General features: G+C 68.3%; 9 protein-coding genes. 5 read left to right on the plus strand and 4 right to left on the minus strand.

Features of this window, described 5'->3' with window-relative positions; translation table 11 throughout:
- Positions 1 to 287: 287 nt before the first annotated feature.
- A complete protein-coding gene (locus ACYC1Z_RS11480) occupies positions 288 to 1,100 on the minus strand; it encodes a hypothetical protein (RefSeq protein ID WP_461409663.1) in 813 nt (270 codons plus the stop codon).
- 34 nt (positions 1,101 to 1,134) lie between these two features.
- Positions 1,135 to 2,397, minus strand: coding sequence for an AAA family ATPase (locus ACYC1Z_RS11485; RefSeq protein ID WP_461409664.1), 1,263 nt, complete (start codon positions 2,395 to 2,397; stop codon positions 1,135 to 1,137).
- 191 nt (positions 2,398 to 2,588) lie between these two features.
- Here ACYC1Z_RS11485 and ACYC1Z_RS11490 point away from each other — a divergent pair, with 191 nt between their 5' ends.
- Complete coding sequence (locus tag ACYC1Z_RS11490; protein ID WP_461409665.1) at positions 2,589 to 3,992, plus strand: IS1380 family transposase; 1,404 nt, start codon at positions 2,589 to 2,591, stop codon at positions 3,990 to 3,992.
- Positions 3,993 to 5,076: 1,084 nt separating this feature from the next.
- On the opposite strand, the gene ychF is transcribed toward ACYC1Z_RS11490, so the two are convergent.
- A complete protein-coding gene (gene ychF, locus ACYC1Z_RS11495) occupies positions 5,077 to 6,162 on the minus strand; it encodes a redox-regulated ATPase YchF (RefSeq protein ID WP_461409666.1) in 1,086 nt (361 codons plus the stop codon).
- Between the two features lie 75 nt (positions 6,163 to 6,237).
- On the opposite strand from ychF, the gene ACYC1Z_RS11500 reads away from it, so the two are divergent.
- The gene (locus ACYC1Z_RS11500; RefSeq protein ID WP_461409667.1) at positions 6,238 to 7,494 is read left to right on the plus strand and encodes a DNA recombination protein RmuC; all 1,257 of its coding nucleotides are present in this window, start codon (positions 6,238 to 6,240) and stop codon (positions 7,492 to 7,494) included.
- Between the two features lie 86 nt (positions 7,495 to 7,580).
- Here the strand turns inward: ACYC1Z_RS11500 and ACYC1Z_RS11505 are convergent, their stop codons facing one another.
- Complete coding sequence (locus tag ACYC1Z_RS11505; protein ID WP_461409671.1) at positions 7,581 to 8,636, minus strand: 4-hydroxy-3-methylbut-2-enyl diphosphate reductase; 1,056 nt, start codon at positions 8,634 to 8,636, stop codon at positions 7,581 to 7,583.
- Positions 8,637 to 8,793: 157 nt separating this feature from the next.
- Here ACYC1Z_RS11505 and xseA point away from each other — a divergent pair, with 157 nt between their 5' ends.
- From xseA to ACYC1Z_RS11520, 3 genes are read left to right on the plus strand one after another with little or no spacing between them, the layout of a single operon-like run.
- Positions 8,794 to 10,092, plus strand: a complete 1,299-nt coding sequence (gene xseA / locus ACYC1Z_RS11510) for an exodeoxyribonuclease VII large subunit (protein WP_461409668.1) — start codon at positions 8,794 to 8,796, stop codon at positions 10,090 to 10,092.
- Complete coding sequence (locus ACYC1Z_RS11515; RefSeq protein WP_461409669.1) at positions 10,089 to 10,397, plus strand: exodeoxyribonuclease VII small subunit; 309 nt, start codon at positions 10,089 to 10,091, stop codon at positions 10,395 to 10,397. The genes xseA and ACYC1Z_RS11515 overlap by 4 nt, the downstream gene beginning before the upstream one ends.
- Positions 10,394 to 11,452 (plus strand): carbohydrate kinase family protein, encoded by a 1,059-nt coding sequence (locus ACYC1Z_RS11520; RefSeq protein WP_461409670.1) that lies wholly within the window; start codon positions 10,394 to 10,396, stop codon positions 11,450 to 11,452. Before ACYC1Z_RS11515 ends, ACYC1Z_RS11520 begins: the two co-directional genes overlap by 4 nt.
- Positions 11,453 to 11,484: the final 32 nt, after the last annotated feature.

Here is an 11,484-nt window from a genome sequence, read left to right on the forward strand (position 1 = left end):
ATCTCCTCCAGCACGTCCTGACGCATACCCCCAACCCTATCAGATCTTATCTGTTTTCCGATACTACACGGCAAAGAAAAAGCCCTGATCACAGGGCTGGCCGGTCACCTACTTCCGGAGGTCTGGGGCTAAAGTCTAAGACGCATCCGTCCAGCCACTCACCCGACAACTGATGGAGACCACCGAACCAACCAACAACCCACAGGGTGAATGGCTCACAACAGGTTGCGGAACGCCACACCCCATTGGGCAGCGCCATACAACGCGATTATCACATCGGGTACCCTCTATGCTGCTGACTTACCGGTAAGCCATGCCCTCAGTATGTTGATCAGCGGCTGCTCCGCCATCGCAGTCCGCTCTAAACTACTCAAAAGAGAGCGCTCAAGGCCCTCCACCGTCTTCAGCCCGGCGTGATTCTTTATCTTACCAGTCAGACGGATCATCAAGACAGCCGCCAGGTCGTGCCCATAACACGTTTGACGAGGATCTTCGGCTACGCTGGCATTGTCGTAAATCTGCTTCGTGGCTACGCCGGCTGGACCAGCTTCGAGCTTTAGCCGCCACCGGTCCGACTTGTACTCGAGCAAGCTTTCTACCTTTGCCCCAAGCGTCCCGCGATTGGCGCGTATTGCGAACAGACCTGCCAAAACTGGAGCCAGTTGATCATGCAACTCTTGCCCTGTCAGACCCTCGGACCCTCGAAGCGTCAGAAGCAGCCACTTGTCCAAAAGGTCTGGAGTGAAACAGTAACTCTCGATTGCTGGGTAGTCCGTGACAAGAAGGGAACTGATCGAAAGCCACGCCGACGGAATGCCGCAGTCTCGGTCAACTACACCCCTGATGTCTTGCTCACCTAGCACCTCGTCGAGGACGGCCGCTCTGCAAACAGCCGCAACCAGGGCCCTGTTGTTCTCGAAGTCGCTCGTCGCATCCACCCAGCTTGGCGGAACTTCGATTTCCTCCACGGAGTGGACAGCGAAATCTGCCGCTTGGTGCCAGTTCAACACCCATCGGTAGAACGAACGGTCACCGAACCCTTCTACGATAAGCAACTGCTTCTGCCCGCTGTCGCGGAGAACGAAGGAGAATTCCTTCACATTCCTACGCGGAATCCTAGTACCCATTCGTCAATCAAACCCTGGCCTCGGTCGGGTTCACGACCTGTTTCTCGTACTCTGCCACGATCTCGACCGCATGGGATGCGAGTAAGAATTGCGCTCTAGACGGGTCGGCACATCTCAAGAGGGCAGGGATGAGCTTCCTGCGCCAGTCGAGCCCGAGGGAAAGCTCTGGCTCGTCGATAATTATGAGGCCTTGCTCTTCCCGCGCCACCACTGCATAGCTCAGCAATAGCAGGAGGTGCTTCTCACCGCTAGACAATGCCGCTAGCTGTACTACCTTGCCACTATGATCCAATGTAATCGATGCGCCGCCTTCGAGATCGTAGCGAAATGTCTTGCGACTGATGAAAGAGTTTACTGCTGAGACATAGGCGTCGATGAAATCGCGAGCTTCTCTCAGCGCATCCATATGAACAAGCAAGCTGTCGACGTACGGGCCAACGACTCGATGAATGAGGGGAAGACTTGCCGCATTGTAGCGTAATCCGCTGATTTCCTGCGAGATTGCTTGTACCTGATCAAGAGCCACAAGGCCATATCCAATGTAGTCTTTACCGATCGCAGACACCTCTTCGAGTTTCAATTCAAGGGCATGCCTAGCATCCGCGGCGTTGAGCAGCGACCGGTCGGCTTCCAACTGCTTCACCAAATCGACGTAGAGCGACTGGGTATTAGTGCCTCCGCGCGACATGCCTCGCATCGCTGAACGCCGGAGAGTATCTTCGGCGCGGTTGACAGCCCCTTCAATCTCTTGCGACCGCATCCGCGACATTAGTTCACCACTGGCGGAGAGGTCTCGCAGCTCACTGATCGAGAGGTACTCGCCCGGGAATCGGGGGCGCCCTGTATCGACGCCGCCAGTCGCTACCGAACGGTCGTCGGAGACAAGGATAACCGGAATGGTGATCGCTTCCAGGGCGTCGTAAAACTCGCGCGCCTTGACCGATTCACGGAGGGGGCGGTCCGATACGTATTCATTAATCGGCAGACTGAGGTCGTCCGCGCCTGGCCTCGAGATTGTAAGCGTAGGGGAGTCCGATGCGATCTCACTCGAATAGGAGATCGCGGCACCAGAACTGAACTGCGCACTAATTTCAGCGAGTTCTAGTTGAGCGAGCGCTAAAGCGTGTCGCTTCCCAGGACTTAACAGGTGATAAAGCGCATGCAGGAAAGTACTTTTACCTGTTCCGTTTTCTCCGTAGATAACCGCGAGTCCTGACGACGTCGGGTCATCGCTTTCGTAGTTCAATTTGTAGGAGAAGACTCCGTTCACACCCTGTGCCGTAACGCTCTGCAGACGGACTCGGCGCGCCTCGCCCCGCGGGGGCGCCTCGCCGCTTAGCCTCGATCCGCCGATGGCTGAGAGCCGCGGATAGGCGTGGGAACGCGAGAATGCCCTTCTGAACTGGGAAGATACGACTTGTCTAAGGTCCGTATCGCCAGTTCAAGAAGGGCATCTCGTAGATGCAACTTTCTCACACCCGCCCGGTGGTGTCCGCGACGTTCGATGAGCCCAACCTCGTGTCGGCCGCGGGTCTGGTCCCGCTGATGGCCCTGGCCCGGCGGGTGGGTCTGCGTGAGCTGGCCGATGAACGGTTGAGCGTGCCGACGGACAAGGGCGCCAACGCCGGGCTGAAGCTGTCCTCGTTGGTGGCGGGCATGGCCGCCGGTGCGGACAGCATCGATGACATGGCGCTGCTGCGCCACGGCGGGATGGGCAAGGTCTTCGCCGGCGCCTACGCCCCCTCGACGCTGGGCTCGTTCCTGCGCTCGTTCACCTTCGGCCACGTCCGCCAGGTCGACGCGGTCGCCTCCAGGTTCCTCCTCGGCCTCGCCGAGAAGACCGACCTGCTCGGCCCCGATGACGCGACCGGCACGGTGATGGTCGATATTGACGACACCATCGTCGAGGTCCACGGGTACCAGAAGCAGGGCGCCTCCTTCGGCTACTCCGGGGTCCGAGGGCTCAACGCCCTCCTCGCCACCGTCTCCACCGATCAGGTCGCACCGGTGATCGCCGCCCAGCGGCTGCGCAAGGGCTCGGCCGGGTCCCCGCGCGGGGCGGCCCGCCTCGCCGCCGACACCCTGGCCCTGGTCCGCCGCAGCCAGCTGGCCGGCCGTCAGGTGTTGGTGCGGGCCGACTCGGCGTTCTACTCCCACACCCTCGTCACCGCCGTGCTGGGCGCCGGCGCCGATGTCTCGATCACCGCCCGGATGGACCCGGCCGTCAAACGCGCCATCGCGAGCATCGGCGCCGATGCGTGGACCACGATCAAGTACACCGACGCGATCTACGACGAGACCACCGCCACCTGGGTCTCCAAGGCCCAGGTCGCCGAGATCCCCTTCACCGCGTTCTCCTCGAAGAAGAAGTCCGAGCAGATCCCCGGCCGCCTCGTCGTCCGACGCATCCCGGATCTGAACCCGAAGAAGGGCCAGGGGCAGGAGACGCTGTTCGATACCTGGCGCTTCCACGCCTTCTTCACCACCACCGCAGCCGACGACTTCGACACGGTCGCCGCAGACCGGACCCACCGGGCCCACGCGATCATCGAGAACGTCCACGCCGACCTCAAGGCCTCCGCCCTGGCCCACCTGCCCTCGGGGGTGTTCACCGCCAACGCGGCCTGGCTGGTCTGTGCCGTCATGGCCTTCAACCTCACCCGCGCCGCCGCCACCCTCACCACGGCACCAGCCCTGATCAGGGCGACGACCGCGACGATCCGCCGCAAGCTCATCAACGTCCCGGCCCGGATCGCGACCTCCGCCCGCCGACTGCGCCTGCACCTACCCACGAACTGGCCCTGGGAGCAGGCCTGGTCCGCCCTCTACAAGGCCGTCCTCCCGTCGCGAGCCCGGGCGACCTGACCGCCGCCACACCACCCCACGACCGAGGAACCAGTGGAAAAGCCGGGCAGACCGGCGACTTCCTCACGCCCGAGAACCACCAAGGCCACCCCACCGGAAATCACCGGCCACGCCCCGGTCCATCGGTGGATCGAGGCTTAGCTTCGTAGGGTCAGTGTGGGCCTCTGGTCGTTCCATGCCGCAACCCTACGGGGGCCTCCGAGGCGAAGTGGGTTCGTCGCGCTTCAGTTGATTCCTTGCCTGCGAAGGCCGAAGATGACGTCTTCGGCTGCGCCGTCCGGCTCCACACGTTGGAGATCAGAACAGGAGTGAGGCCGCCGGACGCACGCTGGGTGGCGCCGTCGCTCTGGGAGGTCGCCCGCATACGCAGCCATGCACCGCGCGCGGGGTCGCGCGCCGTCCGGTCTGCCCTACGAACTACTCGAGCCGTGCGTCGTTGCGCACGCGGCGGAGCGAGTCGCTGGACTGGAAGCAGACCCGGCTGTACGACACGGCAAAGCCGACTGGCGTGAGGAGTGAGCCGAGGGCGTCGCTGCGATGGCCAACACCGGCGGTGGGTGCATCGTCTGCGGCGTCGTCGAAGAGTCCGGGACCGGTGCAGTCGTGGGGCTGGAAGACGTCAGCCCGGTCGGTGATGACTACAAACGTAACTGCGGCAGTCCGCTGCCGCCCAGATCCATCCGCTGGTCGCCAGGCTGCAATGTCTTCCGGTCTGCCCTCGATGCCGATTAGGGGACCGTGTCCCGAAGGCGAGAGCGAGACCGCCCCGCTGCCAGCCACGGCCCTGGCAGTTCCCGGGAGGCGACGTGCTCGGTCACCTCCGGTAACTGCCCGTGCGCGCTCCGCGATGGTACTCAGCCTCGCCGGGAGGACGGCCGAAGCGTCCGCTCATGCCGCGATCAGCACGTCGAGGGGATGCATCACATGGCCGCCGAGGTCCACGCGTAGACGTACCAACTGCAGGCACCGGCTCCACCGATCTTGCCTCCGAGCAGCCCGCTCGGGCCATCAGACAAAATCTCTTGCGGACTGTGTGCGGACTGAGAGCCCTTACACCCGCTCTGACCTGCACAAACGCGCCGATTCACACGTTGAAGCGGAACTCCACGACGTCACCGTCCTGCATGACGTAGTCCTTGCCCTCCATCCGCACCTTCCCGTGCGCGCGGGCCTCGGCGACCGAGCCGAGCCCGATCAGGTCCTCGAAGGAGATGATCTCGGCCTTGATGAACCCGCGCTCGAAGTCGGTGTGGATGACGCCGGCGGCCTGGGGAGCGGTCCAGCCCTGGTGGATCGTCCACGCACGGGCCTCCTTCGGCCCGGCGGTGAGGTAGGTCTGGAGCCCGAGCGTGTGGAAGCCGACCCGGGCGAGCTGGTCCAGACCGGCCTCGGTCTGCCCGGACTCGGCGAGCATCTCCGCTGCCTCGTCGGGCTCGAGCTCGACCAGCTCGGACTCGAACTTGGCGTCGAGGAAGATCGCGTCGGCCGGGGCCACGAGTGCGCGCAGCTCGGCCTGCATGGCCTCGTCGGCGAGGCCGGCGTCGTCGGTGTTGAAGACGTAGATGAACGGCTTGGAGGTCATCAGCTGGAAGGACGCAAGATGCTCCGGGTCCAGGCCGGCCTGTTCGGCGCCGGCCGAGAGCAGCGTGCCGGCCTCGAGGAGCGTCATGGCGCCCTGGGCGGTCTCAAGGAGCTCGGGGTCCACCTTCTTGCCGCGGACCTCCTTCTCGAGCCGCGGGATGGCCTTCTCGAGTGTCTGCATGTCCGCGAGAATGAGCTCGGTGGCGATGGTCTCGATGTCGTCCTTCGGGTCCACCCGGCCCTCAACGTGGACGACGTCAGGGTCCTGGAACACGCGGGTGACCTGGCAGATCGCGTCGGCCTCGCGGATGTTGGCGAGGAACTGGTTCCCCAGCCCCTCCCCCTCGGACGCACCCTTGACGATGCCGGCGATGTCCACGAAGGAGACGGTGGCGGGCACCAGGCGCTCGGAGCCGAAGACCTCGGCGAGCTGAGCGAGCCGCGGGTCCGGCAGCGGGACGACGCCGACGTTGGGCTCGATGGTGGCGAACGGGTAGTTCGCGGCGAGCACGGTCGCGCGGGTCAGCGCGTTGAACAGGGTCGACTTGCCGACGTTGGGGAGTCCGGCGATCCCGATGGTGAGTGCCACGTGGGGTGAGTCTACGTGCGACCGCCCACCGCGCGTCCCGACGGCGATGTCAGTGGCCGGTGGGAGGGTGCGGTCATGGAGACGACGACGGTTGCGGTGGTCCTGATCGTGGCCCTGCTCGGGGTGGTGGTCGGGTTCGCGCTGGCGACCGTCCGGGCTGCGTCCCGGCGGGCGGGAGAGGCGGCGGCGCTGGCCGACGAACGCGCCCGGGCCGCCGCCGCGCAAGCCCGGGCGGAACGGCTCACCGAGGAGGTTGCTGCCCTGCAGGAGCGCGCCCGGCAGGACCAGGACGTCCTGCGGGCGCTGGCACCCGTGCAGTCCGCGTTGCACCAGGTGGGCGAGCACGTCGCCCTGCTCGAGCGCGAGCGCACCGAGCAGTTCACGGTCCTCACCGAGCAGCTTCACCACGCCCGCCGAGCGGACACCGAACTGCAGCGGACGACGGCGCAGCTCTCCACCGCGCTTCGGTCCACCTCGGCCCGGGGCCAGTGGGGCGAGGTCGAGCTGCGGCGTGTGCTGGAGGCCTCGGGGATGCTGCGCCACGTGGACTTCGTCGAGCAGCGCTCGCTCGGGGCCGTCGGCTCGGGCGTGCAGCGAACGGCACCAAGGGGGCGGCCCGACGTCGTCGTGCACCTGCCGGGCGAGAAGTACCTCGCGATCGACGCCAAGGTGCCCATGGACGCCTACCTCGAGGCCGCCGCGATCCCCGAGGGGGGCGGCGCCGGGGAGGGCGAGCGTCGCGAGCGCCTGCTGGCCGCGCACGCCAAGGCGCTGCGCGCCCATGTCGACGCCCTGGCGGCGCGGCGCTACCACGAGCAGCTGCCCGGCTCACCGGAGCTGGTGATCATGTTCGTGCCGTCGGAGGGCCTGCTGGCGCGGGCGCTGGAGGCAGACCCGACGCTCCTGGAGTACGCCCTGCGGCAGGGCGTGGCACCGACGGCCCCCGCATCCTTGTTGGCACTGCTGCGTACCACGGCCACCATCTGGTCGGCGGACCAGGTGACGCAGGAGGCGAAGGAGTTGCTGGCGCTCGGTCGCACCCTCTACGAGCGGTTGGGCGTCGTCTCGGATCATCTGGGGGCGTTGGGCCGTTCGCTGCGCTCGAGCGTCCAGCATTACAACAAGGCCGTCGCGTCGGTGGAGCAGCGGCTCCTCGTGACCGCCCGGGACTTCGAGTCCCTGGCCACCCGTGATCTCGACGTCGCTCCGATCAGTACGGACGACGCTCAGGTGCGCACGTTCACCGCGCCGGAGCTGGTGCCGGACCTCGACGAGCCCAGGGTGGGTCTCGAGGCGGCAGCCGTTGCGGAATGGAAGGAGCGCCTCGTCTGAGCGCGGCCCGGTCAGGAGTCGCCGGCCAAGCCAGGAGCAGCCCGTCCGGGTCAGGAGCCGCCGCCGGCCAGGAATCTCCCGCCCGGTCAGGAGTCGACGGTGGTCCGCGAGCGCTTGGCGCGGTGCGGGCGGTCGGGCTCCTCTCCGGCGGCCTTGAGGTCCGCACGGAGGTTCTTCGGCAGCGAGAACATGATGTCCTCGGTGGCGGTGCGCACTTCCTCGACGCCCGTGTAGCCCAGCGACTTGAGTCGCTCGACGACGTTGCGCACAAGGATCTCGGGCACTGACGCACCGGAGGTGAGCCCCACGGTGGTGGCGCCGTCGAGCCAGACCGGGTCGATCTCGTCCGCCTTGTCGACGCGGTAGGCGGCGCCGGCTCCGGCCTCGAGAGCGACCTCGACGAGGCGCACGGAGTTCGAAGAGTTCGCCGAGCCGACCACGATGACCACGTCGGCGTCCGGGGCGAGCTTCTTCACGGCCACCTGGCGGTTCTGGGTGGCGTAGCAGATGTCGTCGCTGGGTGGGTCCTGCAGGTGTGGGAACCGCTTGCGCAGCAGGTTCACGGTCTCCATCGTCTCGTCGACCGAGAGCGTGGTCTGGGACAGCCAGATGACCTTCTCCGGGTCGCGCACCTGGACCTGGTCGACCTCGTGCGGGCCGTTGACCACCTGGATGTGCTCGGGCGCTTCGCCCTGCGTGCCCTCGACCTCCTCGTGGCCGTCGTGGCCGATGAGGAGGATGTCGTAGTCGGAGGTGGCGAATCGCACGGCCTCCTTGTGCACCTTCGTCACGAGCGGGCAGGTGGCGTCGATGGTCGCCAGGTTCCGGGCGGCGGCCTGTGCGTGGACCGCGGGCGAGACGCCGTGGGCGGAGAAGACCACCCGCGCCCCCTCGGGCACCTCGTCGGTCTCGGCGACGAAGATCGCGCCACGCTCGGTGAGCGTCTCGACGACGAACTTGTTGTGCACGATCTCCTTGCGCACATACACCGGTGTGCCGTACAGGTCGAGGGCCTTCTCCACCGCGTCCACGGCCCGGTCCACGCCGGCGCAGTAGCCGCGCGGTGTGGCGAGGAGGATGCGCTTACCGTCCGGGGACGGCACGGACTCCACGGGTGCCGGGAACGCCGAGGCACCGGCCAGCGAGGAGGAGGGAGCGGCGGATGCGGTGGTCACCCGTCCAGGGTACGTGGGTGGGCCTGGGCGTGTCGTGGCCGACCGGTCAGCACCCGGGTGCGGAGCATCCATGCCCGCAGCACTCGGGCGCGGAGCATCCGTGCCCGGTGAGAGGGTTGGACGCATGAGCAGCGAGCCCACCCCCCGCCGGCTGGCGGCCGTCGCCCGGGACACCACCGCCGAGAACCCGTGGCCGCTGCGCCTGCTCGCCTCGAGGATCACCGACTACATCGCGAGGATGTCCCCGTTGTGGGTCGAGGGTCAGGTCGTCCAGCTCAACCGCCGCCCCGGCGCCTCGCTCGCGTTCCTGACGCTTCGGGACACCGACGCGGACATGTCGATGCCGGTGTCGATGCAGGCCCGCGTCCTCGGCGCCGTGTCGGCGCCACTGGAGGAGGGCGCACACGTCGTCGTGCACGCCCGGCCCACATTCTGGCCGAAGCGGGGGTCGCTGCAACTGCAGGCGGATGAGGTACGCCTCGTCGGCGTCGGGGAGCTGCTCGCCCGGATCGAGCACCTCAAGCGGGTCCTCGCGGCGGAGGGGCTGTTCGACGCCGACCGCCGGGTCCCCCTGCCGTTCCTGCCACGATGCGTCGGCCTGGTCTGTGGGCGCGAGTCCAAGGCGGAGCACGACGTCGTCGTCAACGCTCGCGCCCGCTGGCCCGCGCTGCGCTTCGAGATCCGTGAGGTGGCGGTGCAGGGTGCCCGCGCCGTGCCGGAGGTCACCGCCGCGATCGCCGAGCTCGATGCCGACCCGGCCGTGGAGGTCATCGTGGTCGCCCGCGGCGGCGGCGCCGTCGAGGACCTGCTGCCGTTCTCCAACGAGGCGCTCGTGCGTGCCGCCGCCGCGTGCCGCACGCCGCTCGTCTCGGCGATCGGCCACGAGACCGACACCCCCCTGCTCGACCTGGTGGCGGACTACCGCGCCTCCACACCCACCGATGCCGCCAAGCGGATCGTGCCCGACGTGGCCGAGCAGCGACGTGGTCTGGCCCAGGCCCGGCGCCGCCTCCACCTGGTGCTCGCGGGACGCCTCGACGCCGAGCGGCGCGGCCTCGCCCAGCTCCGGACCCGGCCCGTCATGGTCGACCCCCACGCACTGGTCGAGGTCCGCGCGCAGGAGGTCGCCCGCCTGCGGGAGCAGGCGCGGCGCGCGTTCACCTGGCGGGCCGATCGGGCCGCGAGCGAGCTGCGGTCCGCGCACGCGCAGCTACGGGCCCTCTCCCCCGCAGCCACGCTCGCGCGCGGCTACGCCGTCCTCCGCACCCCCGACGGCACGGTGGTCCGCGCGGCCGACACCGTGAGCCAGGGCCAGGCGCTCGAGGCGCTGCTGTCGGCCGGCCGGCTCGGCGTCGAGGTCCGGTCGGTCTCGTCCGAGCCGTTCGCGCACGTGTCGGAAGGCTCTGGGAGACTGACGCCGTGACCCAGAAACAGGCGACCGATCCGAACGCCGACGTCGTGGCGTTGTCCTACGAGCAGGCCCGGGACGAGCTGGTCGACGTCGTGCACCGGCTCGAGGCCGGGTCGACGTCGCTGGAGGACGCCCTGACCCTGTGGGAACGCGGCGAGCTGCTGGCCCGGCGCTGCCAGGCGTGGCTCGACGGCGCCCGCGAGCGCCTCGACGCCGCCCGCGGGCCCCACGAAGACGCCGCCCGCGGAACCGCCGGACCGGCCCGGACCACCGCGTCCGACGAGCCCGCACCGCCGAGCGAGGAAGAGACCGCATGAGCGAGCCGATCGAGCCGTCCCCAAAGGCACCGAAGCTCCACGACCCCCTGCGCGCCACCGACGACCCCGAGCTCGACGCCGGACCCCGTCCGTCCACGACGCTCGCCTACGGCTCCGGTCGGCTCACCGACGTCCGCGACGAGGGGGCTGCGCTCGTCGTCGGCGAGGCGCTCATCGACATCGTCGAGCGGCCCGGCGAGGAGCCCGTCGCCCACCCGGGCGGCTCGCCCGCGAACGTCGCCGTGGGCCTCGCCCGCCTGGGTCGGGAGGTCGAGCTCGTGAGCTGGTTCGGCTCCGACGCCAACGGCAGCCTGCTGCGCTCGCACCTGGAGCTGGAGAACGTCCGCCTCTCGGCGGCCTCGGCCCGCGCGAGCCGTACCTCCACAGCCCGGGCCCGCCTGGACGCCTCCGGTAGCGCCACCTACGTGTTCGACCTCGAGTGGGCGCCGCCGCGGCCGGAGCCGGTGGTCACCCCGCTCGTGCTCCACACCGGTTCGATCGCCGCGGTGCTCGAACCGGGCGCCACCACCGTCGCGGCGACCGTCGCCGCCTACCGCGGTGCGGCCACCATCACCTACGACCCCAACGTCCGGCCGGACCTGATGGGCACCGCCGACGAGGCCCGGCCGCCGGTCGAGCGGCTGGTCGCCCAGGCCGACGTCGTCAAGGCCTCCGACGAGGACCTCGCCTGGCTCTACCCCGGGCAAGCGCCACAGGACGTCGCGCGCCGGTGGGTGGCGTCCGGGCCGGCGATCGTCGTCGTCACGCGCGGCGGGGAGGGCGCCTGGGCGGTGACGCAGGGTGGCACCGAGCTCACGGTCGAGCCCGTGCGCGTCGAGGTCGCCGACACGGTCGGCGCCGGCGACTCCTTCACCGCTGGGCTGATCGACGGGCTCTGGGGCGCCGGGCTGCTCGGGGCGGACCGCCGTGAGGCGTTGCGCGCCGTCGACGCGGGCACCCACCAGCGCGTGCTCGACGTCGCGGCGCGCGTCGCCGCCATCACCGTCTCGCGGGCCGGGGCGAACCCGCCCACCCGCGCCGAGCTGACGCTCTGACGCCGGCGCCCGGCGCAGCGTGCACAATGGCA

It is taken from the genome of Georgenia sp., from assembly GCF_054605595.1.

What these genes read in the sequence shown, in the direction of transcription:
- xseA (WP_461409668.1), top strand. Translation starts at nt 8,794, where the DNA reads ATGAGCAGCGAGCCCACCCCCCGCCGGCTGGCGGCCGTCGCCCGGGAC.
- ACYC1Z_RS11490 (WP_461409665.1), top strand. Translation starts at nt 2,589, where the DNA reads ATGCAACTTTCTCACACCCGCCCGGTGGTGTCCGCGACGTTCGATGAG.
- ACYC1Z_RS11500 (WP_461409667.1), top strand. Translation starts at nt 6,238, where the DNA reads ATGGAGACGACGACGGTTGCGGTGGTCCTGATCGTGGCCCTGCTCGGG.
- ACYC1Z_RS11520 (WP_461409670.1), top strand. Translation starts at nt 10,394, where the DNA reads ATGAGCGAGCCGATCGAGCCGTCCCCAAAGGCACCGAAGCTCCACGAC.